Source organism: Burkholderia sp. AU6039, from assembly GCF_002223365.1.
Lineage (GTDB): Bacteria > Pseudomonadota > Gammaproteobacteria > Burkholderiales > Burkholderiaceae > Burkholderia.
This window is the reverse complement of sequence record NZ_NKFK01000003.1, coordinates 579309-604471: the sequence shown is the minus strand read 5'-3', so window position 1 is coordinate 604471 and position 25163 is coordinate 579309. Positions and strand designations below refer to the sequence as shown.

General features: G+C 65.3%; 28 protein-coding genes and 1 pseudogene. 6 read left to right on the top strand and 23 right to left on the bottom strand.

What is annotated here, in order from left to right; translation table 11 throughout:
* Window positions 1-41: 41 nt before the first annotated feature.
* Entirely contained in the window at window positions 42-362 is a 321-nt protein-coding gene (locus tag CFB39_RS05465) for a putative signal transducing protein (protein ID WP_089424817.1), read from the top strand.
* Between the two features lie 64 nt (window positions 363-426).
* Here the strand turns inward: CFB39_RS05465 and CFB39_RS05460 are convergent, their stop codons facing one another.
* The 6 genes from CFB39_RS05460 to rpsP all read right to left on the bottom strand — a co-directional run bounded on the left by CFB39_RS05460 (window position 427) and on the right by rpsP (window position 4559).
* Complete coding sequence (locus CFB39_RS05460) at window positions 427-1365, bottom strand: CobD/CbiB family protein (RefSeq protein ID WP_011351361.1); 939 nt, start codon at window positions 1363-1365, stop codon at window positions 427-429.
* A gap of 120 nt (window positions 1366-1485) precedes the next feature.
* Window positions 1486-2172, bottom strand: a complete 687-nt coding sequence (locus tag CFB39_RS05455; protein WP_069247448.1) for a CoA pyrophosphatase — start codon at window positions 2170-2172, stop codon at window positions 1486-1488.
* 87 nt (window positions 2173-2259) lie between these two features.
* Window positions 2260-2652, bottom strand: coding sequence for a 50S ribosomal protein L19 (gene rplS, locus CFB39_RS05450; protein WP_006753174.1), 393 nt, complete (start codon window positions 2650-2652; stop codon window positions 2260-2262).
* A gap of 133 nt (window positions 2653-2785) precedes the next feature.
* Window positions 2786-3580 carry a tRNA (guanosine(37)-N1)-methyltransferase TrmD gene (gene trmD, locus CFB39_RS05445; RefSeq protein ID WP_089472387.1) on the bottom strand — a complete coding sequence of 265 codons (795 nt, stop codon included), beginning with the start codon at window positions 3578-3580 and terminating at the stop codon, window positions 2786-2788.
* Window position 3581: 1 nt separating this feature from the next.
* The gene (gene rimM, locus CFB39_RS05440; protein WP_089472386.1) at window positions 3582-4262 is read right to left on the bottom strand and encodes a ribosome maturation factor RimM; all 681 of its coding nucleotides are present in this window, start codon (window positions 4260-4262) and stop codon (window positions 3582-3584) included.
* A gap of 42 nt (window positions 4263-4304) precedes the next feature.
* Complete coding sequence (rpsP, locus tag CFB39_RS05435; protein WP_006476550.1) at window positions 4305-4559, bottom strand: 30S ribosomal protein S16; 255 nt, start codon at window positions 4557-4559, stop codon at window positions 4305-4307.
* 153 nt (window positions 4560-4712) lie between these two features.
* Here rpsP and CFB39_RS05430 point away from each other — a divergent pair, with 153 nt between their 5' ends.
* Both CFB39_RS05430 and CFB39_RS05425 read left to right on the top strand, forming a co-directional pair.
* Entirely contained in the window at window positions 4713-5852 is a 1140-nt protein-coding gene (locus tag CFB39_RS05430; protein WP_089473227.1) for a sorbosone dehydrogenase family protein, read from the top strand.
* 109 nt (window positions 5853-5961) lie between these two features.
* Entirely contained in the window at window positions 5962-6429 is a 468-nt protein-coding gene (locus CFB39_RS05425; RefSeq protein ID WP_089473226.1) for an NINE protein, read from the top strand.
* Between the two features lie 49 nt (window positions 6430-6478).
* On the opposite strand, the gene CFB39_RS05420 is transcribed toward CFB39_RS05425, so the two are convergent.
* Window positions 6479-7660: a PA0069 family radical SAM protein gene (locus CFB39_RS05420; protein WP_089472385.1), complete on the bottom strand. Its 1182-nt coding sequence runs from the start codon at window positions 7658-7660 to the stop codon at window positions 6479-6481.
* Between the two features lie 90 nt (window positions 7661-7750).
* Window positions 7751-8239 (bottom strand): Lrp/AsnC ligand binding domain-containing protein, encoded by a 489-nt coding sequence (locus tag CFB39_RS05415; protein ID WP_011351353.1) that lies wholly within the window; start codon window positions 8237-8239, stop codon window positions 7751-7753.
* Window positions 8240-8384: 145 nt separating this feature from the next.
* On the opposite strand from CFB39_RS05415, the gene CFB39_RS05410 reads away from it, so the two are divergent.
* Window positions 8385-9671 (top strand): D-amino acid dehydrogenase, encoded by a 1287-nt coding sequence (locus CFB39_RS05410; RefSeq protein WP_011351352.1) that lies wholly within the window; start codon window positions 8385-8387, stop codon window positions 9669-9671.
* A 109-nt stretch (window positions 9672-9780) separates the two neighbouring features.
* Here CFB39_RS05410 and CFB39_RS05405 read toward each other — a convergent pair.
* The 6 genes and pseudogenes from CFB39_RS05405 to CFB39_RS05380 form a co-directional block, all read right to left on the bottom strand.
* Window positions 9781-9972 (bottom strand): annotated as a pseudogene (locus CFB39_RS05405) (acyl-CoA dehydrogenase family protein); the annotation flags it as partial.
* 97 nt (window positions 9973-10069) lie between these two features.
* The gene (locus CFB39_RS05400) at window positions 10070-11005 is read right to left on the bottom strand and encodes an electron transfer flavoprotein subunit alpha/FixB family protein (RefSeq protein WP_089472384.1); all 936 of its coding nucleotides are present in this window, start codon (window positions 11003-11005) and stop codon (window positions 10070-10072) included.
* A gap of 16 nt (window positions 11006-11021) precedes the next feature.
* Window positions 11022-11771: an electron transfer flavoprotein subunit beta/FixA family protein gene (locus CFB39_RS05395; RefSeq protein ID WP_089472383.1), complete on the bottom strand. Its 750-nt coding sequence runs from the start codon at window positions 11769-11771 to the stop codon at window positions 11022-11024.
* Window positions 11772-11999: 228 nt separating this feature from the next.
* Complete coding sequence (locus CFB39_RS05390) at window positions 12000-12794, bottom strand: MetQ/NlpA family ABC transporter substrate-binding protein (protein ID WP_089472382.1); 795 nt, start codon at window positions 12792-12794, stop codon at window positions 12000-12002.
* Between the two features lie 29 nt (window positions 12795-12823).
* A complete protein-coding gene (locus CFB39_RS05385) occupies window positions 12824-13477 on the bottom strand; it encodes a methionine ABC transporter permease (protein ID WP_011351347.1) in 654 nt (217 codons plus the stop codon).
* The gene (locus CFB39_RS05380; RefSeq protein WP_089430771.1) at window positions 13467-14501 is read right to left on the bottom strand and encodes a methionine ABC transporter ATP-binding protein; all 1035 of its coding nucleotides are present in this window, start codon (window positions 14499-14501) and stop codon (window positions 13467-13469) included. Before CFB39_RS05380 ends, CFB39_RS05385 begins: the two co-directional genes overlap by 11 nt.
* A 219-nt stretch (window positions 14502-14720) precedes the next feature.
* Between CFB39_RS05380 and CFB39_RS05375 the strand changes: the two genes are divergently transcribed.
* Window positions 14721-15641: an alpha/beta hydrolase gene (locus CFB39_RS05375; protein ID WP_089472381.1), complete on the top strand. Its 921-nt coding sequence runs from the start codon at window positions 14721-14723 to the stop codon at window positions 15639-15641.
* Between the two features lie 30 nt (window positions 15642-15671).
* Here the strand turns inward: CFB39_RS05375 and CFB39_RS05370 are convergent, their stop codons facing one another.
* Window positions 15672-16595 (bottom strand): histone deacetylase family protein, encoded by a 924-nt coding sequence (locus CFB39_RS05370; protein ID WP_089472380.1) that lies wholly within the window; start codon window positions 16593-16595, stop codon window positions 15672-15674.
* Between the two features lie 43 nt (window positions 16596-16638).
* Here CFB39_RS05370 and mltB point away from each other — a divergent pair, with 43 nt between their 5' ends.
* The gene (mltB, locus tag CFB39_RS05365) at window positions 16639-17982 is read left to right on the top strand and encodes a lytic murein transglycosylase B (RefSeq protein WP_089472379.1); all 1344 of its coding nucleotides are present in this window, start codon (window positions 16639-16641) and stop codon (window positions 17980-17982) included.
* 78 nt (window positions 17983-18060) lie between these two features.
* Here mltB and cysM read toward each other — a convergent pair whose 3' ends face one another.
* The 8 genes from cysM to CFB39_RS05325 all read right to left on the bottom strand — a co-directional run bounded on the left by cysM (window position 18061) and on the right by CFB39_RS05325 (window position 25149).
* Window positions 18061-18963: a cysteine synthase CysM gene (gene cysM / locus CFB39_RS05360; RefSeq protein WP_089424806.1), complete on the bottom strand. Its 903-nt coding sequence runs from the start codon at window positions 18961-18963 to the stop codon at window positions 18061-18063.
* Window positions 18964-19174: 211 nt separating this feature from the next.
* Complete coding sequence (locus CFB39_RS05355; protein ID WP_089472378.1) at window positions 19175-19516, bottom strand: helix-hairpin-helix domain-containing protein; 342 nt, start codon at window positions 19514-19516, stop codon at window positions 19175-19177.
* Window positions 19517-19590: 74 nt separating this feature from the next.
* Complete coding sequence (rfaD, locus tag CFB39_RS05350) at window positions 19591-20583, bottom strand: ADP-glyceromanno-heptose 6-epimerase (RefSeq protein WP_089472377.1); 993 nt, start codon at window positions 20581-20583, stop codon at window positions 19591-19593.
* Window positions 20584-20646: 63 nt separating this feature from the next.
* Window positions 20647-21597 (bottom strand): D-glycero-beta-D-manno-heptose-7-phosphate kinase, encoded by a 951-nt coding sequence (gene rfaE1 / locus CFB39_RS05345; protein WP_011351339.1) that lies wholly within the window; start codon window positions 21595-21597, stop codon window positions 20647-20649.
* A 7-nt stretch (window positions 21598-21604) separates the two neighbouring features.
* A complete protein-coding gene (locus tag CFB39_RS05340; RefSeq protein ID WP_089472376.1) occupies window positions 21605-23005 on the bottom strand; it encodes a UDP-glucose/GDP-mannose dehydrogenase family protein in 1401 nt (466 codons plus the stop codon).
* 90 nt (window positions 23006-23095) lie between these two features.
* Entirely contained in the window at window positions 23096-24268 is a 1173-nt protein-coding gene (gene lapB / locus CFB39_RS05335; protein ID WP_089472375.1) for a lipopolysaccharide assembly protein LapB, read from the bottom strand.
* A 53-nt stretch (window positions 24269-24321) separates the two neighbouring features.
* The gene (locus CFB39_RS05330; protein WP_021157458.1) at window positions 24322-24615 is read right to left on the bottom strand and encodes a lipopolysaccharide assembly protein LapA domain-containing protein; all 294 of its coding nucleotides are present in this window, start codon (window positions 24613-24615) and stop codon (window positions 24322-24324) included.
* A 210-nt stretch (window positions 24616-24825) separates the two neighbouring features.
* Window positions 24826-25149 carry an integration host factor subunit beta gene (locus CFB39_RS05325; protein ID WP_006486894.1) on the bottom strand — a complete coding sequence of 108 codons (324 nt, stop codon included), beginning with the start codon at window positions 25147-25149 and terminating at the stop codon, window positions 24826-24828.
* Between the last annotated feature and the right edge of the window lie 14 nt (window positions 25150-25163).

Below are 25163 nucleotides of genomic sequence, written 5' to 3'. Positions count from 1 at the left end.
GCCGGCGCCATGCGGGCCGGCGTTCACCAACAGGAGCCGCGATGCGTTTCAAGGCACCCGATCTCGCGACGGCACAGCATTGGGCCAACGTGCTTCAGGTAGCCGGCATCGGTTGCGAGCTGCATAACTGCTACGCGACAGGCGCGCTCGGCGGCCTGCCCGCCGACGCCTGCACGCCCGAACTGTGGCTCGACGACGAACGCGACGACGCACTCGCACGCCGGCTCCTCGATGCCGCGTCGCACGGCCCGTCGGCCGGCGCCGCGCCGTGGCGCTGCCGGCAGTGCGGCGAGGCGCTCGAAGCCCAGTTCACCGCGTGCTGGCAATGCGGCGCCGTCCGCGATCCGCTGGAAGACGACTGAACCACAGCAAAAAGGCCGGCTTCAAGCCGGCCTTCTGCCTTTCATCGGATACCGCACTGCCCCGTCATGACACCCAGACGGCGAGCGTCAGCATCAGCAGCAGAATCATCCACAGGATCACCGCACGCCAGACGAGACCCACCGCGGATTGCAGCGTACGCGGCGTGCAATCGTCACCGACCGTCAACGGGCCGCTGTCGCCGACGGCCAGCGCATCGAGGCTCGACGGTTCCGCGAGCGGCCCCGCGAGGCGTGCGCCGAGCGCACCGCTGCCGGCTGCCAGCAGGACGCCATCGTTCGGATCGGGCCATTGGCGCGTGTGGTTGCGCCACGCATAGATCGCGTCCTCGAAATTGCCGACGATCGCGAAACCGAGCGCGGTCAATCGCGCGGGAATCCAGTCGATCACGAAGAACGCACGCTGCGCGAACGTCGAGAAGGCCGCCGTGCGGTCGTCGCCCGGCGTCGACCAGCTGCGTGCGAGGTATTCGGAAATCCGGTACAGCACGGCACCGGCCGGGCCGATCGGCAGCACGTACCAGAAGAACACGCCGAACACGTGGCGATGCGATGCGACCACGGCGTGAATCAGCGTATGGCGGACGATTTCGCCGACCGGCATGTCGACCGTGTCGATGCCCGTCCACTCGTGCAGGATTTCGCGCGCACGCGGCACGTCGTCGTTATTGAGCGCGAGGTGGATGTCGGTGAAGTAATGGCTGAACTGACGGAAGCCGAGCGTGAAATACACGACGACGACGTTCCAGATGAATGCGAGCACGAAGCTCACCTTGAACAGCAGGAAATAGATCAGCGCGACGATCAGCACCCACGGCAGCACGACCGCGAGCCAGGCGAGGATGCCGTGCTTCTGCTTGCCCGCGTCGAGACCATGCGCGACGGTTTCCGCATGAAACTGGAACAGCGCGAACACCGGATTGTTCGGCGACAACGCGCGGACCTGTTCGATGATGAGAGCGAGGAGAACCGAAAAGAAAGTCATGCGTGGCGCCGTCTTCGGAGTTATGTCATTTTTTGCATAACGATAGCACAGCGTAAGCACCGGATGGCTGCCGGTGCAGCCGCCCGCCAGCCGGCCACGCACGCCGACAATCGTGCACGCCTAGCCGGCGGCCAAGAAGCGGTACAGATTGCGCAACATGCCGGCAGTTGCGCCCCAGATGAAGTAATGCCCGCCGGGTTCGCCATTCGGATAGGGCATCGCAAAAAAACGACGCTCGCCGCCTTCCCAGCGGAACACACGGACCTGATGGTTCGCGGGATTCATCAGGAACGCGAGCGGGACCTCGAAAATCTCGGCCACTTCGAACGTGTCGGCCTGCACGGTGAACGGCGGATGCACGAGGCCGACCACCGGTGTCACGCAAAAGCCCGTACCGGTCAGGTAGTCGGGCAGCGCGCCGAGGATCTCGACACGCTCGTCTGCCAGACCGATCTCTTCCTTCGCCTCGCGCAGCGCGGTGGCGGTTGCATCGCGATCGAACGGTTCGCGACGACCGCCGGGGAAACTGATCTGCCCGGCGTGGTCGTTCAGGTGGTCGGCGCGCTGGGTCAGCAGCATGGTGAGGCCGGACTCGCGGACGACGAGCGGCACGAGGACGGCCGCGCTGCGTGGGTCGACGCCCTCCTGCAGCCTCGCCTCGCCGGGCTCGACGCTCCATTCGAGCGTGCGCGCGAAACGGTCGCGCAGGCCGGACGGCGTCATCAGGCGGGAATCGATGGCCGGCAGGCCGGCGCCAGTGCCTTCGACCGGCAGGACTTCGGGATCGATGATGGGGCGGCGATTCAATGGGGCTCTCGGGTTCGTGTCGTATCGAGCATATTCTCGCGCCAGAATGAAAAAAGCACCCGGTTGGGTGCTTTTTCCTTACAGCTCTTACTCTTGGGAAGCTGCTGCGGCGCGATCCTTCGACACCAGCTTTTCCTTGATACGAGCCGACTTGCCCGAACGCTCGCGCAGGTAGTACAGCTTCGCACGACGCACATCACCGCGGCGCTTCACGACGATGCTTGCCAGCAGCGGCGAGTACGTCTGGAACGTACGCTCGACGCCTTCGCCCGACGAGATCTTGCGGACGATGAAGTTCGAGTTCAGACCACGATTGCGAATCGCGATCACGACGCCTTCGTAAGCCTGAACGCGCTTGCGGTTACCTTCAACCACGTTCACGTTCACGATCACCGTGTCGCCCGGGGCGAATTCGGGGATCGTCTTGCCGGCGAGCGCGCGCTCGATTTCTTCCTGCTCAAGTTTTGCGATCAGATTCATTACTGACTCCTTATGCCATCGTGTCGGCGTTGGTACCCGCCTGCTTCCAGGCCTGGCCCCGATAGAGGATGGATTCACATCAGGCGCCGCACACGCATGTACGGCACCGCCAATTCCCGCTCGCGCAGCCGCCTCAGGAGGCGTCCTTCGCTTCGCGTGCGAGGTTCGCGAGCCACGCCTCGTCGGCGCGGCTCAACAACTTCTCGCGGCGCGCCCGGACGATCAGGTCCGGCCGCTTCCGCAACGTATTTCTCAATGCTTCCTGGCGCCGCCACTTCTCGATCTCGGCATGATGCCCGCCGAGCAGCACGTCCGGTACGCGCACGCCGTCGTATTCCTCGGGGCGCGTGTAGTGCGGACAATCGAGCAGGCCGTCAGCGAAACTGTCCTGCACGGCCGACAGCGAATCGTTCAGCACACCAGGCAGCAACCGTACGACAGCATCCATCATCGCCATCGCCGGCAATTCTCCGCCGGACAGGACGAAATCGCCGAGGCTGATTTCCTCGTCGACGCAACGATCGAGCAGGCGCTGGTCGATCGCTTCGTAGCGGCCGCACAGCACGACGACACCGGGTTCCTGCGCCATCCGCACCGCACGCTCGTGCGTGAGCGGCGCGCCCTGCGGCGACATCATCACGACACGCGTGCTCGCGATGCCCTGCTCCGCCTGCGCCGCTTTCGCGGCATCGATCGCGGCTTCGAGCGGCCTGGCCAGCATCACCATGCCCGGACCACCGCCGTACGGACGATCGTCGACCGTGCGGTAGTTGTCCGTCGTGAAATCACGCGGATTCCAGGTGCGCAGCCCGAAGCGCCCTTGCTTGACGGCCCGGCTGGTGATCCCCCAGTCGGTCAGTGCACGGAACATCTCGGGAAAGAGCGTGACGACGTCGAACTGCACCGCGCTCTCGGTAACCTGGTTCATTTCAGTAATCGGCTTCCCAGTCGACGACGATACGACGCGCCGCCTGATCCACCGTTTTGACGTATACGCCGACGAACGGAATCAACCGCTCGTCGGTGGTCGGCTGACCGTCTTTGCCGGTCGCCGGATACTCGACACGCATGATCGAATGCACGCCATTGTCGATCATCCCGCTCACCTTCCCGAGTGCCACCGATTGCTCGTTGACGACGTCGAGACCGATCAGGTCGACCCAGTAGAATTCGTCCGCGGCCAATGCCGGGAAATCTTCCCGGCGCACGAACACGCGAAAGCCGCGCATCGCGTACGCGGCATCGCGGTCGCTGACGCCCGCGGGTTGCGCAACGACGGTGTCGCTGTGCGCCTTCGACTGCATGATGCGGACGGAAAGCCGCTCCGCTCCGCGTTCCAGCCACCAGTGGCGCGCCTTGAGCAGCGCATCGCCACCGCGGCCGGCGTCGGCATGCGTCGCCACCTTGACCCAACCCTTCAGGCCATAGGCGTCGACCACCGCTCCGACCTCGACGGCATCGTCGGGCCAGGCTTGCGCCACTTCGAGACTGCCCTGCTGCTCGGCAGCCTGACCGGCGTTCGCGACAGCGTCGCGCTCGACCGGCTTGCGGACGAATGCGCCAAACGACGCACGCCCGCGCCTTGCATTACCGGAATCGTGACCCGCCATCAATGCACCTCACAGCCGGCACGACCGGCACACCGCGCCATGTTAGGCAGCCGGTTGCGCCTTTTGCGCTTCCTTCACGAGACGCTGGACGGTCGGCGACAGTTGCGCGCCAACACCTTGCCAGTACGTCAGGCGATCCTGAGCGATACGCAGCGATTCGCCCTTCGTAGCGACCGGGTTGTAGAAACCGACGCGTTCGATGAAGCGGCCGTCACGACGGTTGCGCGAATCGGTAGCAACGATGTTGTAGAACGGGCGCTTCTTCGAGCCGCCACGAGCCAGACGGATGATAACCATATGATGTCCTTCGGGAAAACCGGGTTCGAAACTACTGAAACACGCGATTATAGCCGGAAACCAGAGGTACAACAAACACTTACGCGGAAAAAATCCGGAGGCGGCCTGTCCGCCGGGCATACAATCGTCGTGTCCGGGACGTTCCACACCGTCATGCCGCCCCTTCGCGCCGCCTCGATGCGCCGCGCGCAGCACCGTTTCGCGGTGCTGCTTGCCGGCCTTGCCTGCCTCGCGTCCGCACTGGCGTTTGCCGCGCCGTTGCCGGTGGGCGAACTCGTCGTGCCGCCCGGCTTCCACGTCGAAGTGCTGGCCGACGCGGTACCGACCGCGCGCGAAATGGCGTGGTCGCCGCGCGGCATCCTGTATGTCGGCACCCGGGAAGGCCGCGTTCACGCGTTCGTCATGCACGAGGGCCGGATCAGCGCGCGCTATGTTGTAGCGTCCGGGCTCGACATGCCGGTCGGCGTCGCCTACCGTGGCGGCGCACTCTATATATCCGCCGTCTCACGCATCCTGCGTCTCGATCACATCGACGACCGGCTGGCCACGCCGCCCGCCCCTGCGGTCGTCACCGACGCGCTGCCGACCGAACACCATCACGGCTGGAAATTCATCGCGTTCGGCCCCGACGGCAAGCTGTATGTACCGACCGGCGCACCGTGCAACGTCTGTCTCGCCGATCGCAGCCGCTACGCGATCATCGCACGCATGAAGGCGGACGGCGGCGGGAATGAGGTCGTTGCCCGCGGCGTACGCAATACGGTCGGCTTCGCGTGGCATCCGGATTCGGGCGAGCTTTGGTTTACCGACAACGGGCGCGACATGATGGGCGACGATGTGCCCAACGACAAGCTGAACCGCGCACCGCGTGCCGGCCTCGACTTCGGTTTCCCATACTGCCATGGCGGCGACACGCCCGACCCCGAATTCGGCAGCGCCGACGTATGCCGCCGCTATGTGCCGCCCGTATTGAAACTCGGGGCTCACGTCGCAGCACTCGGCATGCGCTTCTATACAGGGTCGATGTTTCCGGCCTCGTATCGCAATAATGTCTTCATCGCCGAACACGGCTCGTGGAATCGCAGCACGAAGGTCGGCTACCGCGTGATGCGCGTCGTCGTTTCGGCGGATGGCAGCCAGGCGCGCCAGACCCCGTTTGTCACCGGCTGGCTGCGACCCGACGGCACGGTATGGGGACGCCCCGCCGACGTACTGCCGCTGCCGGACGGCTCGCTGCTCGTCAGCGACGACTATGCGGGCGCGATCTACCGCGTGACCTATGCGGCACCTTGACGCAGGACAGGGGTGACCGGGCCCGACCGGGCGTCGTAGAATGCGTGCCGGGCCGCGCGCCCGCGCCGGCCCGCCGGCCGCCCATGCCAACGACAATACGCCGCCATCCATGTCCAGCAGCACCGCACCGTCCCGCCGCTTTCGCTCCAAGACGCTCACCGCCGCCCTCGCGTTCCTGTTCGGATCGCTCGGCGCGCACCGCTTCTATCTGTATGGCTTTCGCGACGTGTTCGGCTGGGCGCACCTGCTCGCGACGATCGTCGGCATCCCGGGCTTCCTCCTGCTCGCCGCAACCCAGCGCAGCGCGGGCCTCGGCTGGTGGCTTGCCGTTCCCGGCGCGATCTCGCTGCTGGCGGCGTTCCTCGCCGCACTCGTCTACGGGCTGCGCCCCGACGAAAAATGGGACGTGCAATTCAACGCGGAGACGGGCAAGCACAGCAAGTCGGGCTGGACCGTGATCTTCGTGGTGATCTTCTCGCTGCTGATCGGTGCGTTCCTGCTGATGACCGCACTCGCGCTGTCGTTCCAGACGTACTTCGAGTCGCAGGTCGAAGCGGCGAAGCAGATTTCGCAGTAAGCGTAACCGCCGCTACGCGCCGGCGCCCTGCGCCGGTTTGGCACGCCGTTCAGAACAGGTTCAATTGCGAGTCGTCACGCGACTGCGTCGACCGTGTCGCGGCTGAACGAACAGCAACGCGCGGCGCCGCGGTGGCCGGCGCACCGCGAAACTGCGACAGATCGAGAATCCCGTTCGTGCGCTCGTTCAACCCGAGCCGCTTGACGGCCTGGCGGAAACGCTGCCGCAGCAGGTCGGCCCAGATCCCCTCGCCCTTCATCCGTTTCGAGAAATCCGAGTCATAGTCCTTCCCGCCGCGCATGTCGCGCACGCGGTTCATCACGCGCTCCGCGCGATCGGGAAAATGCGCGGCAAGCCAGTTCTTGAACAGCGGCGCGACTTCCCACGGCAGCCTCAGGATGATGTAGCTCGCATGCGTCGCGCCGGCTTCCGCGCATGCCTCGAGCACGCGCTCCATGTCGGGCTCGGTGACGAACGGAATCATCGGGGCAATGCTCACGCCGACCGGCACACCCGCCTCGCTCAGCGCACGAATCGTACGCAACCGGCGCGCCGGCGTTGCCGCGCGCGGCTCGAGCGTGCGCGCGAGATCGGCATCGAGTGTCGTGATCGTGACCGCCGCCATCACCTGCCCGCGTTCGGCCATCGGCGCGAGCAGGTCGAGATCACGCTCGATCAGCGACGACTTCGTGATCGCGGCGAACGGCAACCCGCGATCGTGCATCACCTGGATCACGCTGCGCGTGATGCGCAGGTCGCGCTCGACCGGCTGGTAGGCGTCGGTGTTGACGCCGAGCGCGATCGGCTCCGGCACGTAGCGCTTGCGTGAAATCTCGCGCTCGAGCAGTTCGGCCGCATTGACCTTCGCATAGATGCGGCTTTCGAAATCGAGCCCCGGCGACAGGCCGAGATAACTGTGCGTCGGCCGCGCGAAGCAGTAGATGCAACCGTGCTCGCAGCCGCGATACGGATTGAGCGATACGCTGAATGGAATGTCGGGCGACTGGTTGTGCGTCAGGATGCTCTTCGCACGCTCCTCGAAGACCTGCGTGCGCAGTGGCGCGGGGAAATCGGTATCGTCCGACTCGTGTGCCCAGCCGTCGTCGACCGCTTCGCGCTGCGCGATCTCGTATCGCCCCTGCAGGTTGTCGACCGCACCGCGCCCCTTGCGGGGCACGGGCGGCGCTATCGGAAATTCGTTGTCGGATCGATCGTCCATGTGCCCACCCATTCGCCTGCACCCAATACTGTATATTTATACAGTATTGGGTGCAGCATGCCAAGGGCGGGATAAAGGGCCCGACGGCCCGCCGCAGGCGCGTCAGTCACCCACCGCGATCGTCAGCGTCTCCTTGATTTCCTCCATCACGACATAGCTCTTCGACTGCACGGCGCCGGGCAACTGCAGCAGGATGTCGCCGAGCAGCTTCCGGTAGTCGGCCATCTCGCCGATCCGCGCCTTGATCAGGTAGTCGAAATCGCCAGACACGAGATGACACTCGAGCACCTCGTCGATCTTCATCACTTCCCGGCGGAACTGCTCGAACATGTTGCCGCCCTTGTGGCCGAGCGTGATCTCGACGAACACCAGCAGCGCGGCATCCAGCTGGTGCGGGTCGACCCGCGCGTGATAGCCGGTGATCACGCCATCGCGCTCCATGCGCCGCACACGCTCGATACACGGCGTCACGGTCAGTCCAACCTGTTCCGCAAGGTCTTTCATCGCCATCCGGCCGTCGTCCTGGAGCAGTTTCAGGATGCGTCGATCGAGCTTGTCGAGCGAGCGTACGGGCTGACGTTGCGTTCTCATTTGTTTATGCTGAAAACCTGAAAAATACGATAACAAAACCTACACATTCGACAATACCATAGCGCAAAAAACTAGATCAGCTAGAGGTTACACGGAGACGCAGGTGCGCCCGGCCTCGATCTGGTCCCTTCCATCTGGAGCAGCTATGCGAGTCGTCATTCTGGGCAGCGGTGTGGTGGGCGTGGCAAGCGCGTATTACCTCGCGCGCGCCGGCCATGAAGTCACAGTGATCGACCGGGAAGCCGGCCCGGCGCTCGAGACGAGCTTCGCAAACGCAGGCCAGATCTCCCCCGGCTATGCCGCGCCGTGGGCCGCGCCCGGCGTACCGCTGAAGGCCGTCAAGTGGATGTTCGAAAAGCACGCGCCGCTCGCGATCCGCCTCGACGGCACGCGCTTCCAGCTCCAGTGGATGTATCAGATGCTGCGCAACTGCACGGCCGAGCGCTACGCGGTCAACAAGGGCCGCATGGTTCGTCTCGCCGAATACAGCCGCGACTGCCTGCAGGCACTGCGCGCCGATACCGGCATCCAGTACGAGGGCCGCACGGGCGGCACGCTGCAACTGTTCCGCACGCAGCAGCAACTCGACGGCGCGGCGAAGGACATCGCCGTGCTTCAGGAAGCGAACGTGCCGTTCGAACTGTTGTCGCCGGCCGACCTGAAGAAAGCCGAACCGGCGCTTGCCGCCGTCTCGCACAAGCTGACGGGCGGCCTGCGCCTGCCGGGTGACGAAACGGGCGACTGCCAATTGTTCACGACGCGCCTTGCCGCGCTCGCCGAATCGCTTGGCGTGAAGTTCCGCTACAACACGCCGATCGATGCGCTCGCGATCGCGGGCGGCAAGATCGCCGGCGTGCAATGCGGCAGCGAAACGGTGCGCGCGGACGCGTACGTCGTCGCGCTCGGCTCGTACTCGACGAGCTTCATCTCGAACCTGATGAAGATCCCCGTCTATCCGCTGAAGGGCTATTCGATCACCGCGCCGATCGTCAACGAAGCGGCCGCGCCCGTGTCGACCGTGCTCGACGAGACCTACAAGATCGCGATCACGCGTTTCGACCAGCGCATCCGCGTCGGCGGCATGGCGGAAATCGTCGGCTTCGACAAGAAGCTGCGTGCCGCCCGCCGCGAAACGCTCGAAATGTGCGTGAACGACCTGTTCCCGGGCGGCGGCGACACGTCGAAGGCAACGTTCTGGACGGGCCTGCGCCCGATGACGCCGGACGGCACGCCGATCGTCGGCCGTACGCCGGTGTCGAACCTGTTCCTGAACACCGGCCACGGCACGCTCGGCTGGACGATGTCGTGCGGCTCGGGCCAGCTGCTCGCGGACCTGATCTCGGGCAAGATGCCCGCGATCCAGGCCGACGACCTGTCGGTGCATCGTTACCTGAAGGACGTGGCCGGCCAGACGCGCCCGGCGTACGCGTAAGCCGCGGCTGCCTGCAGCCATGCGTGCCGGCAGGCATCAAAAGGAAAGGCGCCCGCGGGGCGCCTTTCTCGTTTCACCGGATGCGTGACGGAATCAGAACTGAGCTTCCGCTCGGGTTGCGGTCGCCTTCGGCGTTCAGCGCGGCCAGCACCTCGCCGCAGAACTTCGCGGACTCGTCTAGCACGGTCTGCGCCGTGTCGTAACCGGCATCCTCGCAGCCCGGCAACTGCGCAACGGCGTCGATGCCGGCCAGTTCCTTCAGCACGAACAGCACGTCCTTGACGGGGGCGTGATAGCTCATGGTGTGCCCCCTCTTCTCTCTTCTGTCGATGGCGAAAAAAAGGGGCGCTCGTGGCGCCCCTCTTCTCGTGTGCTTACCGCCGAAGCGTCACACTGCTTTAGCCGAGCTCGGCTACGAGTTCCGGCACGAGCGCGAACAGATCACCGACGAGGCCGTAGTCGGCCACGCTGAAGATCGGCGCTTCCGGATCCTTGTTGATCGCGACGATCACCTTCGAATCCTTCATGCCGGCCAGATGCTGAATCGCACCCGAGATGCCGACCGCGATGTACAGCTGCGGCGCGACGATCTTGCCGGTCTGGCCGACCTGATAGTCGTTCGGCACGTAGCCCGCGTCGACAGCCGCGCGCGAGGCGCCCAGCGCCGCGCTCAGCTTGTCCGCCAGCGGCTCCAGCACCTTCGTGTAGTTCTCGCCGCTGCCCAGACCGCGGCCGCCCGACACGATGATGCTTGCGCTCGTCAGTTCCGGACGGTCCAGCTTCGTCACTTCACGGCTCACGAACTGCGACTTGCCTGCATCAGCTGCCGCTTCGATCTTCTCGACCGACGCGCTGCCGCCTTCCGCCGCCACCGGATCGAAACCCGTTGCACGCACCGTGATGACCTTGATCGGATCGCTCGACTGCACCGTCGCGATCGCGTTGCCCGCGTAGATCGGGCGCTCGAACGTGTCGGCCGAATCGACCGCCGTGATGTCCGAGATCTGCGCGACGTCCAGCTTCGCGGCGATACGCGGCGCGATGTTCTTGCCGTAGGCGGTAGCCGGCGCGAGGATGTGCGAGTAGTCCTTCGCGATGTTCAGCGCGGTCGCTTCGACGTTTTCCGCGAGGCCCGCTTCGAGTTGCGGCGCGTCGGCCAGCAACACCTTGCCAACACCTGCGATCTTCGCTGCCGCGTCGGCTGCCCCTTGCGCGTTGTGGCCCGCGACCAGCACGTGAATGTCGCCGCCGATCTTCGCCGCCGCCGCCACCGTGTTCAACGTCGCGGCCTTGATCGACGCGTTGTCGTGTTCTGCAATCACCAGAATCGTCATTTCTTTCCGCTCCCTCTTACAGCACCTTGGCTTCGGTCTTCAGCTTCTCGACCAGCGTCTTCACGTCCGGCACCTTCACGCCGGCTGCGCGCTTCGGCGGCTCGACCACCTTCAGCGTCTTCAGACGCGGCGCGACGTCGACACCCAGGTCTTCCGGCTTCACGGTTTCGAGCGGCTTCTTCTTCGCCTTCATGATGTTCGGCAGCGTCACGTAACGCGGCTCGTTCAGGCGCAAGTCGGTCGTGATGACGGCCGGCAGCGACAGCGACAGCGTTTCCGCGCCGCCGTCGACTTCGCGTGCGACCGTTGCTTTACCGTCGGCCACCGTGACCTTCGATGCGAACGTCGCTTGCGGCAGGCCTGCCAGCGCGGCCAGCATCTGGCCCGTCTGGTTCGAATCGTCGTCGATTGCCTGCTTGCCGAGGATCACCAGTTGCGGCTGCTCCTTGTCGACCAGCGCCTTCAGGATCTTCGCGACGCCCAGCGGCTCGACGCTGTCGTTCGACTCGACGAGGATCGCGCGATCCGCGCCGATCGCCAGCGCCGTACGCAGCGTTTCCTGCGCTTGCGTGACGCCCACCGATACGGCGATCACTTCGGTCGCCACGCCCGCTTCCTTCAGGCGCACCGCTTCTTCAACAGCGATTTCGTCGAACGGGTTCATCGACATCTTCACGTTCGCGATGTCGACACCCGTGTTGTCCGACTTCACGCGGACCTTCACGTTGTAATCGACCACTCTTTTCACTGGCACCAGGATTTTCATGCACACGCTCCAAAGTTACGAATACGACCAGAGGCCATTCTATAGCGAGGCCTCATGACTGCGCGGCCAAGCGGACCCAACCTTCGTGGTTGTCGAGGATACCGCTTCTTGGCGACGCGCCAATGATAGCGAACGGTCGTTCTATTTTAAAAGAGAAAAAACCCGGACGCAAAGCCCGGGTTTTCGATCATCGACTCTAATCTCGCCGGGCGTCCCGTGCTTCGCCTGTTACCAGGCGGCAATGACCGCGCCGCCGAACTTGCCTTCGATGAACTGCTTCACCTCGGCCGAATGATAGGCCGCGACCAGTTTCGCGACCCACGGCTTGTTCCGGTCCGCCTCGCGGATCGCGAGGATGTTCGCGTACGGACCGTTCGGGCCCTCGATCGCGATCGCGTCCTGTTTCGGTTTCAACCCCGCTTCCATCGCGTAGTTGGTGTTGATCGCAGCCGCGTCGACGTCGCCGAGCGAGCGCGGAATCTGCGCCGCATCGAGTTCGACGATCTTCAGCTTGCGCGGATTGTCGACGATATCGAGCGCCGTCGCCTTCAGCCCCGCGTCCGCGCGCAGCTTCAGCAGGCCCTGCTTCTGCAGCAACAGCAGCGCACGGCCGCCATTGGTCGGATCGTTCGGGACCGCGATCCGCGCGCCCGGTTTCAGTTCGGCCAGCGACTTCACGCGCTTCGAATAGATACCCATCGGGAACGTGACGGTATCCGCGACCTTGACCAGCTTGTAGCCGCGGTCCTTCACCTGCGCCTGCAGATACGGATCGTGCTGGTAGCTGTTCGCATCGAGGTCGCCCGACGCAAGCGCGGCGTTCGGCTGCACGTAATCGGAGAATTCGACGATGCGGATGTCGAGGCCGCTCTTCGCCGCGACCTTCTTCACCGCTTCCATGATCTGCGCGTGCGGCCCGCCCGTCACGCCCACCTTGATGGTTTCGGCCTGCGCGTGCGCGCCCGCGAACAGCGCGGCCGCGCCCAGTGCCGCCGCGAATTTCAGCATGAAGCGTCGTTGCATCGAGTGTCCCCTAACGGATCAATCTTGTTTTACTTGTGGCTCAGCCGGCGGACGAGCCAGTCGCCGAACGACTGCACGATCTGCACGAACACGATCAGGATCGCGACCACCGTCCACATCACTTCGGGCAGATAGCGCTGGTAACCGTAGCGGATCCCGAGATCGCCGAGGCCGCCGCCGCCGATCGCGCCCGCCATCGCCGAATAGCCGACCAGCGACACGAACGTGATCGTCAGGCCCGCGACGACGCCCGGCAGCGACTCGGGCAGCAGCACCTTGAAGACGATCTGCGACGTGGTCGCGCCCATCGATTGCGCAGCCTCGATCAGCCCGCGGTCGACTTCGCGCAACGCCGTCTCGACCAGACGCGCGATGAATGGCGCGGCCGCGAGCGTCAGCGGCACGACCGCCGCGGCCGTGCCGATCGACGACCCCGTGACGAGCCGCGTAAACGGAATCACCGCGACCAGCAGGATGATGAACGGCGTCGAGCGGACGGCATTCACGATGCCGCCGAGCACGCGATTCACCGCGAGGTTCTGCAGCACGCCCTGGCGGTCGGTCAGGTAGAGCAGCACGCCGAGCGGCAGGCCGACGAGCGCGCCGACCACTCCGGAGATGCCGACCATGATCAGCGTCTCCCAGAACGACTGCACGAACATATCGAACATCTCACTCAACATACGAAAGCTCCTCTACCACCACACCTTGCTCGCGCAGGAACGCGAGCGCCTGCCCGACCTTGCCCGGCTCGCCGCCCGCGAGCACCGCGAGCGAACCGAAGGCCTGCCCCTGGATCTCGTCGATCTGGCCGTGCAGGATGTTGAAATCGAGTTCGTACCGGCGGATCGTCTCGGACAGGATCGGCTGGTCGACACCCGAGCCCGTGAACGCGAGCCGCAGCAAATGCCCGCTGCCCGTCTTCAGCCGCTCGGCCACGCGCACCTTCAGCGCGGGCGGCAATTCCTGCGCGATCACGTCGCCGATCAGCGCGCGCGTCACTTCGTGATGCGGCTGCAGGAACACGTCGATCACGCGGCCTTCCTCGACCACGCGCCCCGCATCGAGCACGGCGACGCGATCGCACACCTGCTTGATCACTTCCATCTGGTGCGTAATCAGCACGATCGTCAGGCCAAGCTCACGATTGATGCGCTTCAGCAGGTCGAGAATCGAACGCGTGGTCTCGGGATCGAGCGCGGACGTCGCTTCGTCCGACAGCAGTACCTTCGGCCGGCTCGCGAGCGCGCGGGCGATGCCGACGCGCTGCTTCTGCCCGCCGCTGATCTGCGACGGATAGCGATCCTTCTGCGCGGACAACCCGACGAGGTCGAGCAGCGGCAGCACGGCGGCCTCGATCTCGGCACGGCTTGCACCGGCCAGTTCGAGCGGCAGCGCGACGTTGTCGAACACCGTGCGCGACGACAGCAGGTTGAAGTGCTGGAAGATCATGCCGATCTCGCGGCGCGCCTCGCGCAGCGCGCCGGCCGGCAGCAGCGTGAGATCGCGCCCGCCGACGACGACATTGCCTTCGGTCGGCCGCGTGAGCAGGTTGATGGTGCGCACGAGCGTGCTCTTGCCGGCGCCGCTTCGGCCGATGATGCCGAACACCTCACCCTGCGGAATCGTCAGGTTGATGTTGCGCAGCGCCTCGACCCAGCCGCCCGGCCCGGGAAATCGCTGCGAAAGATTGCGTAATTCGATCATGTAAACAAAACGGCGGCCCGGCTGGCGAGTTGGCCCGCCAGTCGGCCGCCGATGCATCTGGAATAACCGTCGATTTTACCGCAAACCCCTCATTCCCCTTAATAATCGATTTCGATCTTTTCATAACCGCACGAAATTAGAGGAGCACCGCTGGCGCGCCGCGACGGTGCCGCGACTATGATCCGGAACACACATACCAACCGACAGGGGACCCGCCAGATGACCGCTACCACTACGCCGGCCGCCGCACCTGCCACCGCCGGACCGGCGCCTTCGTCGTCGCCCGCGCCGATCATGGGCCGGCTGCGTACCGCGGACGGGCTCGAACTGGCGTCGTACCGGTGGGCCACCGGCAACGGCTCCACGCCGCCGCGCGCGACCATCGCGCTCGTTCACGGTCTTGCCGAACACGCGGGGCGCTATGCCGCGCTCGCCGGCCGGCTGAATGCGGCCGGCATCGACGTGCTCGCGATCGACCTGCGCGGGCACGGCCAGTCACCCGGCAAGCGCGCGTGGGTCGAGCGCTTCGACGGCTACCTGAACGATGCGGATGCACTGGTCGCCGAAGCCGCGCGCGGCAATTCGCCGCTGTTCCTGATGGGACACAGCATGGGCGGCGCGGTCGCGGCGCTGTACGCGATCGAACGCGCGCCGACGCGCGGCCACGCGTTGACGGGCCTCGTGCTGTCGAGCCCGGCGCTCGCGCCGGGGCGCGACGTGCCACGCTGGATGCTCGCGGTGAGCCGCGTCATCAGCCGCGTCTGGCCGACCTTCCCCGCCATCAGGATCGATGCGGCACTGCTGTCGCGCGATCCGGCCATCGTCGCGGCCAATCGTGCTGATCCGCTCGTGCATCACGGCGCGGTGCCCGCGCGCACGGGCGCGGAGATTCTCGACGCGATGGCGCGCATCGAAAGCGGCCGCGGCGGGCTGCGCGTTCCGGTGCTCGTCTATCACGGGACCGAGGACAAGCTGACCGAGCCCGACGGCAGCCGGGCGTTCGGCGCGCGCGTCGGCTCGCCCGATCGCACGCTGACGCTATACGAAGGCGGCTTTCACGAAACGATGAACGATCTCGAACGCGATCGCGTGATCGACGCGCTGATCGCGTGGATTCACGCACGCGTGCCGGCGCGCTGAGCGCGCCCGGCCCGGCCGCTCAATCGGTAATCAGATCCCGGCCAGCACGCGCAGGTGTGCGACGACGCTGCGCCCGAGCGCGGACAGGTTGTAGCCGCCTTCGAGGCAGCTCACGATGCGGCCCTGCGCATGCCGGCGCGCCACGTCGACGATCTGCGCGGTCAGCCATTCGAAGTCGGCTTCGACGAGGCCGAGGTTGCCGATATCGTCCTCGCGATGCGCATCGAAACCCGCCGACACGAACAGCATCTGCGGCTTGAACGCATCGAGGCGCGGCAGCCAGAACATGTCGACGGCCTCGCGGATCGCCATCCCGTTGCTGCGCGCGGGCATCGGCAGGTTGACCATGTTCGGCGCCTGGTGATCGGCGCCCGAGAACGGGTACAACGGATGCTGGAAGAAGCTGCACATCAGCACGCGCTCGTCATTCGCGAATGCGGCCTCGGTGCCGTTGCCGTGATGCACGTCGAAATCGATGATCGCCACGCGCTCCAGACCGTGTACGTCGAGCGCGTGCCGCGCGGCGATCGCGACGTTGTTGAAGAAGCAGAAACCCATCGCACGCGCGGGCTCCGCATGGTGGCCAGGCGGGCGCACGCCGCAGAACGCATTCGCATAGCGGCCCCCGATCACCGCGTCGGTCGCCGCGATCGCGGCACCGGCCGCGCGCAGCGCCGCACGCCACGTATCGCGGTTCATCAGCGTATCGGGATCGATCTCGACGTAGCCGTCAACCGGCGTCATGCTCCGGATGTAGTCGATGTGCGCCTGCGTATGCACCCGGCCCAGCGCCACCTCGCTCGCGAACGGCGCGGTTTCGTGCACGATCAGGTCGTCGATGCGGCTCGCGATCAGTTGGTCCTGGATCGCCGACAGGCGGGCCGGGCATTCCGGATGCCATTCCCCCATCTCGTGCAGCATGCAGTCGGGGTGCGTATAGAAAGCGGTTGCCATAAGCTGTCATCCGCGGCGCACGGTGCGCCGCAGGTCTCCATCAATGATGTCCATCGTCTGCCGCGAATTCGCCGCTAACTTACCACAACGGGGGCCCGCGACGCCCCGGCGCGCCGGATCCGTCGGGTATACTGCGCCGAACCCAATCGCCTTGTCCGCCCGCTTCGACATGAATTCCAGCAAGCCTGCCGCCCTTCTCTCCGCGCTGTTCCGTGCTCGCGTGCCGCTCGTTGCGGCCGCTGTGGTCGCGGCCCTCGGCACCGCGCCTGCCGGCGCGCAGACGCAACCCGCGAAGTCCACGGGCAAGCTCGTCGCACAGGCCCAGCCGCAGCAGCCGACGCCGCAAGGCCAGACCTTCGAAGAGGAAATTGTTCCGCAGCGTTACGCGAACAACGCGAAGGTCGATGCGTTCATCGACGAGATGGTCAGCCGCAACGGCTTCGACTCCGCGAGCCTGCATGCGCTGTTCTCGCGCATCAGCTATTCGGCGACGGCCGTCAAGCTCGTGAAGCCGGCCCCGTCGCCGACGGTCAAGAACTGGCGCGTCTATCGCTCGCGCTTCATCGAGCCGATCCGCATCAACGCGGGCGTGAAATTCTGGAAGGCGAACCAGGCAACGCTGCAGCGCGCGTCCGAGCAATTCGGCGTGCCGCCCGAGGTGATCGTCGGCATCATCGGCGTCGAGACGATCTACGGCCGCTACATGGGCAATTTCCGCGTGCTCGACGCGCTGACGACGCTCACGTTCGACTATCCGGACACGCCGAATCGCGACAGCCGTCAGGCGACGTTCCGCAAGAACCTCGAGGACTTCCTGGTCTGGACGCGCGACAACCAGCTGGACCCGACCACCGTGCTCGGCTCGTATACGGGCGCGATCGGGATTCCGCAGTTCCTGCCGAGCAGCATCCGCGAATATGCGGTCGACTTCGACGGCACGGGCCATGTCGACCTGCGCAGCAGTCCTGTCGATGCGATCGGCAGCGTCGCGAATTACCTGAAGCAGCACGGCTGGGAAACCGACCGCCCGGTGGTCTGGCAGATCACGCCCGATACGGGCAGCCTGGGGATCGCCCAGGCCGCCGCCGACGGCCAGCCCGAACCGCACTGGGCGCTGTCGCAACTGCTGCGCGCGGGCATGACGCTGAACGAGCCGACGGTCAACATCACGACCGAAGGCGGTACCCCTGTGACGGTGGTCGACCTGCCGTCGCCGGGGCGGGCGACCGAGTACATGCTCGGCCTCAAGAATTTCTATGTGCTGACGCGCTATAACCGCAGCTTCTTCTACGCGCTCACCGTGTACCAGCTTGGCGAGGCGGTGAAGGCGCAGATGGAAGCGAGCGGCGCACTTCAGCCGGCCGCCGCCGACACCGAGTCGCAATAAGCACCAACCGCTCAAAGAAAAAGCGCCGCACTAGCGGCGCTTTTTTATCGCATGCGCGCTGCGCGCACCTGCCTGCGTTCAGGCAGGAAACACGCCCGTGGACAGGTAGCGGTCGCCGCGATCGCAGATGATGAACACGATCGTCGCATTCTCGACCTGACGCGCGATGCGCATCGCGACTTCACATGCGCCGCCCGACGAAATGCCCGCGAAGATGCCTTCGACCGACGCGAGCCGGCGCGCCATCGTTTCCGCCGCGGCCTGGCTCACGCTCTCGACGCGGTCGACGCGGCTGCGATCGAAGATGGTCGGCATGTACGCTTCCGGCCACTTGCGGATGCCGGGAATGCGCGAACCGTCTTCCGGCTGCGCACCGACGATCTCGATCGCCGGGTTCTGTTCCTTCAGATAGTGCGACGTGCCCATGATCGTGCCCGTCGTGCCCATGGCCGACACGAAGTGCGTGATGCGCCCTTCGGTATCGCGCCAGATTTCCGGGCCCGTCGCTTCGTAGTGCGCAATCGGATTGTCGGGATTCGCGAACTGGTCGAGGATCACGCCCTTGCCTTCGCGCTGCATCTGGTCCGCGAGATCGCGTGCCAGCTCCATCCCGCCCTTCACCGGCGTCAGGATGATTTCGGCGCCGTAGGCGGCCATGCTCTGGCGGCGCTCGACCGACAGGTCCTCCGGCATGATCAGCACCATCTTGTAGCCGCGGATCGCCGCTGCCATCGCAAGTGCGATACCCGTATTGCCGCTCGTCGCCTCGATCAGCGTATCGCCCGGCTTGATGCGCCCGCGCGCCTCGGCCTTGCTGATCATCGACAGTGCCGGACGATCCTTCACGGAACCCGCCGGATTGTTGCCTTCGAGCTTCGCGAGGACCACGTTGTTGCGCGCGCGAATTTCATCGTCCGGCAAGCGGACCAGTTGGACGAGCGGCGTATTGCCGATCGTGTCTTCGATAGTTTTGTAAGCCATGGAGATACCGTGAGTACGAGGCCGATCAATCGATCGATTGTAAACCAGCACCGCTGCTCACGCCGGCAACCCCATTGCGACGATGGAATATGCGTGCCGTGCAACACACCGCCGCCTACACCGCGCCCACGCAAAAAACCCGCGGCATGCCGCGGGAAGCCGTCGCAATGACGGCGACTGAAGGAGCTCGTTGTCGGTCGCGCGCGTCGCGTTACTTCTGTGCCGTGCGGGCGGGTGTTGCCGCGGGCTTGCCGGGCGGCTTGCCCGGTGCGGGCGGCGTGGCACCCGTGCCGGCCGCGCCGACCGTCAGGCCTTCCCGCTGAAGCCGCTCGACGGTATGGCCGCCCATGCCTTTCACGCGCGACGCGAGATCTTCCGCATTCTTGAACGGACCGCGTGCGCCGCGTTCGTCGAGAATCGCCTTCGCCCGTGCCGGGCCGATGCCCTTGATGCCGACGAGCGCATCCTCGTTCGCGGTGTTGACGTCAACGGCCGCCCAGGCCGACGCGATCGTGCCGAGCATTGCCGCTGCGGCCAACCATTTCCTGATCATGTGCTGGATCTCCGATGAAAAACGGCCGGCGGCTGCCGACCGTGAGACCCAGTCTATCTATGCAACGCTTCCGCTTAAACCTGGCCAGATAGCCAACGCACATAGCGGTCGACGCCTTCCTGCACGGTCAGGAACGGTGCGTCGTAACCGGCCGCGCGCAGCTTCGTCTGATCGGCCTGCGTGAAGCACTGGTACTTGCCGCGCAGTGCATCGGGGAACGGCACGTATTCGATCAGCCCTTGCTCGACCTGCTGCGCGAGCGTCAGCGGCGGCTGGTTGTCGAGTGCACGCAGCGTATTCACGACCGTCGACGCGATATCGTTGAACGGCTGCGCACGACCCGTGCCGAGGTTGAAGATGCCCGACTTCTCCGGATGATCGAAGAAGAACAGGTTCACCTTCGTCACGTCCTCGACCGACACGAAGTCGCGCGTCTGCTCGCCCGGCGCATAGCCGTTGTACTCGCCGAACAGCTTCACCTTGCCTTCCGCACGGAACTGGTTGAAGTTGTGGAACGCGACCGACGCCATGCGCCCCTTGTGCGTCTCGCGCGGGCCGTACACGTTGAAATAGCGGAAGCCGGCGATCTGGCTCTTCGCGGTCGGCAGCACGCGACGGATCACCTGGTCGAACAGGAACTTCGAATAGCCGTAGATGTTCAGCGGCGCCTCGACCTCGCGCTCCTCGACGAAACGCGTCGATCCGCCGTAGGTCGCGGCCGACGATGCGTACAGGAACTGCGTGCCCTGCGCGAGGCAGGCGTCGAGCACCGCGCGGCTGTAGCGGAAGTTGTTGTCCATCATGTAGCGGCCGTCGGTTTCCATCGTGTCCGAACAGGCGCCTTCGTGGAAAATCGCGCGTACCTTGCCGAAATCGCCGCGTGCGAAACGTTCGACGAATTCCGTCTTGTCCAGATAGTCGTCGATCTCGCAATCGACGAGATTCCGGAACTTGTCCGCGCGCGTCAGGTTGTCGACTGCGATGATGCGCGTTTCGCCGCGCTCGTTGAGCGCCTTGACGAGGTTCGCGCCGATAAAACCGGCTGCGCCGGTGACGATGAGGGTCATGATCGTCCTGCCTGAAAAGTGCGAGCCATGCGTGCGGCGCGCTCGTCGCGCCACCGCATGCGCTCAGTGAAACAGTTCGTCGTAGTCCACCGTGGCCGTGCCGAGCTTGCCGACCACGATGCCTGCCGCGCGATTCGCGAGCACGACGGCGTCGACGAGCGGCACGCCCGCGCCGAGCATCGTCGCGACCGTTGCAATCACGGTATCGCCCGCGCCCGACACGTCGAACACCTCGCGCGCGAGCGCCGGTGCGTGCAGTTCGCCGGTGGCGGAAAACAGCGTCATCCCTTCTTCCGAACGCGTGAGCAGCAGCGCGTCGATGCCGAGTTCCGCGCGCAGCTTCGCGACGCGCGCGCGCAGATCGTCTTCCGACTTCCACTGCCCGACCACTTCGCGCAGTTCAGCACGATTCGGCGTGATCAGCGACGCGCCGCGATAGCGTGCCCAGTCGTCGCCCTTCGGGTCGACGAGGACGGACTTGCCGGCCGCACGCGCCTTCTCGATCATCGTCGTGACGTGCGTCAGGCCGCCTTTCGCGTAATCCGACATCAGCACGACGTCGTGTTGCGGCAGCAGCGCATCGAAGCGCGCGAGCCCCGCGAGCAGCACCTCGTGCGTCGGCATCGCCTCGAAGTCGACGCGCAGCAGTTGCTGCTGGCGCGCGAGCACGCGCAGCTTGATCGTGGTCGGCAGCGCCGGGTCGCGCTCGAGATGCGGCGTCACGCCGCTGCTGCCGAGCAGCTCGACGATCCGCTCGCCGGGTTCGTCGCAACCGACGACGCACAGCAACCCGGCCTGGCCGCCGAGCGTCACGGCGTTGCGCGCGACGTTGGCCGCACCGCCGAGGCGCTCTTCCTGACGCTGCACGTGCACGACCGGCACCGGCGCTTCAGGTGAAATGCGATCGACGTTGCCGAACCAGTAGCGGTCGAGCATCACGTCGCCGACGACAAGCACGCGCGAGCGCGCGAGCTGCTCGCGCGGCACCGGAACGACTTCGCGGAGAGTATTCATCGTGTGGTCAGCCACGGGTGAACGACTGGGGATCGACATACGGCCGGCCGATCGCGTAGTAGTCGATGCCCAGTTCGGCCATCGCATCCGGCTCATAGAGATTGCGACCGTCGAAGATCACCGGCGCCTTCAGTTCGGCCTTCAGGCGCGTGAAGTCGGGGCTCCGGAACTCCTTCCACTCGGTCACGATCACGAGCGCGTCCGCGCCCGTCACGGCAATGTCTTGCGTCTCGACGAGATGCAGCCGGGCCAGCGCGTCCGGATCGGTGCCGAAATCGAGCGCAAACACGCGCCGCGCCTCTTCGACCGCGACCGGATCGTACGCGCGCACGGTCGCGCCGCGTTCGAGCAGCGCGGCGATCAGGCGGCGGCTCGGTGCCTCGCGCATGTCGTCGGTGTTCGGCTTGAACGCCAGGCCCCAGACCGCGAACTCGCGGCCGGTCAGGTCGGCGCCGAAGCGCTGCTCGATCTTGCTGATCAGCACGTCTTTCTGCGCATAGTTGGCCGCCTCGACGGCCTCCAGGATGCGCAGCGGCTGGCCGTTCTCACCGGCCGTGCGAATCAGCGCCTGGACGTCCTTCGGAAAGCACGAGCCGCCGTAGCCGACGCCGGCGTACAGGAAGTGATAGCCGATGCGCGGATCGGAGCCGATCCCGCGGCGCACCGCCTCGATATCGGCGCCGACCTTGTCGGCCAGATTCGACATCTCGTTCATGAACGAGATGCGCGTGGCGAGCATCGCGTTCGCCGCATATTTCGCGAATTCGGCCGAACGCACGTCCATGTAGATCGTGCGCTCGTGGTTGCGATTGAACGGCGCGTAAAGCTTCTTCATCTTCTCGCGCGCGATCGTGCCCGTCTCGTCGTCGTCGACGCCGATGATGATCCGGTCCGGACGCATGAAGTCTTCGACCGCGGCGCCTTCCTTCAGGAACTCCGGGTTCGACACGACCGAGAAGCGATGCGCGACGCTGCCTGCCAGACCGCGGGCGGCAAGCGCCTCGTCGACCACGCCGCGCACGCGCTGCGCGGTGCCGACCGGCACTGTCGACTTGTCGACGATCACCTTGAAGCCCGTCATGTGGCGGCCGATGTTGCGTGCGGCTTCGAGCACGTATTGCAGGTCGGCCGAGCCGTCCTCGTCGGGCGGCGTGCCGACGGCGATGAACTGGATCTCGCCGTGCGCGACGCTCGCCTCGATATCGGTCGAGAAGCGCAGGCGCCCCGCCGCGCGGTTGCGCGCGATGATGTCCAGCAGCCCCGGTTCGTGAATCGGCATCCCGCCGTTGTTCAGGATGTCGATCTTGCGCTGATCGACGTCGAGACAGAAGACGTCGTGACCGATCTCCGCGAGACAGGCGCCCGTGACGAGACCGACATAGCCGGTGCCGATGATGGTGATTTTCATAGATGTTCCGGTACTTCCCGGTAATTGACTAACTTGGCCGCCGGGACGAGCCCGGCGACAACCGCAGCGCGTTGGCTCCGCGTGCCGGGATCAGCCCGGCATAGCAGGTTCGACGCGGCGCGGTGCATAGGTTTCCCAGCCGCTGCATCCGGGGCACTGCCAATAGAAGAGCCGTGCCCGGAAACCGCAATTCTGGCACGTATACCGTGGCAGATTCTTCGTGCGCTGCTTGATCAGCGCACGCATCATTTCAAGTTCCTTACGACGCGGTTCGTCGGCCGCGGCGATTTGCGCATCCAGCAGATGCAGCATCCCCGACAGGTTCGGTGACTTCTCCATCTGCGTGCGCGCGAGCGTGTGCGCCGCATCCTGGCCGCGCAACCCCGCGATGTGCTGGTACGCGATGTCGAGCAGGTCGTTCGACGGATAGCGGTCGATATACCCCATCAGCAGCTCGGCGCCTTCGGCATGCTTGCCGAGCGCGACGTACGCCTTCATCAGCTTGTCGGCAACGAGCGGCAGATACGCCGGATTCTGCGCCTCGACGCGCTTCCAGTGCTCGATCGCGGCCGCGTGGTTGCCCTCGGCTTCCGCCGCGTCGCCGGACAGCACCGTCGCGCGCACGTTCTGCGGGTTCACGCTCAGCGCCAGGCGCAGCTGTTCGGCGGCCGCTGCCGCGTTCTTGCGCTGCAGCGCGTCCTGCGCGAGTTCGCAGTGGAACTGGGCAATTTCGACGCCAAGCGGCTTGTCGCTCATCGACTCGATGCGCTTTGCCGTATCGATCGATTTGTTCCAGTCCTTCTCGATCTCGTAGATCGTCAGCAGCGCCCGCTGCGCGCCGAGCGCGTAATCGCCGTCGGCGAGCTTGTGAAACGCCTCTTCGGCACGATCGAGCAGCCCGGCCTTCAGGAAATCCTGGCCGAGCTCGTACAGCGCGTGGTCGCGCTCGTTGACCGGCAGGTCCGTGCGGCTCAGCAGGTTCTGGTGCACGCGGATCGCGCGATCGGTCTCGCCGCGGCGGCGAAACAGGTTGCCGAGCGCGAAGTGCAGCTCGACCGTCTCGGGATCGAGCTTGGCGACCTCGATGAACGCATCGATCGCCTTGTCGGGTTGTTCGTTCAACAGAAAATTCAGGCCGCGAAAATACGATCGCGGCAGGTTGGCACTCTCCGACAGGAGATTCTTCAGGTCATAGCGTGACGCCGCCCAACCGAGCGCGAACGCGACCGGAATCGCGAGCAACCACCAGAAATCCAGATCCATGCGAAATATCGAAGCAGAGACGAAAACCGCGCGATGATCGCGCGGCGTCCGTGTTAAATGACGGGCGGCATCGGCGGCTGGTCGATGACGGCCGGCGTTTCGCGCGCCGCACGCAGATCGCGCTTCAGGCGCCCGTTCTCGAGGCGCAGGCGGAAGATCGAAGGCAGCGCGGACAGCAAGCCGGCCAGCAGCCCCACGGCGAAGAACGCCAGGCCGATCAGGATCAGCGGCGCTTGCCATGAATAGCCGGCAACGAAATTCAGCGTCGCGGTTTGCGTATTGGCCAGCGCAAGCACCAGCAGCAGTACGAACACCAATACCCGGATCAGCCAGACGATAAACTTCATGAAGCCCTCTCTTTGTTGAGGTTTGCCGCGGCGCGCGACTCCCCTTCGTCGCACCGAATCGACCCGTATTGTAAAGGATGCGTTTCCGCGGCTGCGCAGATCCTGCGTGCCGCCGTTGCGCGGCGATCGCCGGAAATGAAAAAAGCGCCCGCAAGGGGCGCTTTTCTTTTCAGCCTTCGCCGGATGGGTTCCGGGCAACCCGGATGACGCTTAACGCTCGTCGTCCGGATCATCAGCCTTCAGCGGTTCACCGGCGCGGCCGTCGACGCGTTCGCGCAATTCCTTGCCAGGCTTGAAGTGCGGCACGAACTTCTCGGGCACCTGCACTTTCTCCCCTGACTTCGGGTTGCGTCCGACGCGCGCCGGGCGACGGTTGAGACCGAAGCTGCCGAAACCCCGAATTTCAATGCGATGCCCTTTCGCCAGGGCGTCAGACATCGCATCGAGCATCGTTTTCACCGCGAAATCCGCATCCTTGAGGACAAGTTGCGGAAATCGCGATGCCAGCTGCGCGACCAACTCGGATTTGGTCATACTTCAGCAGACCT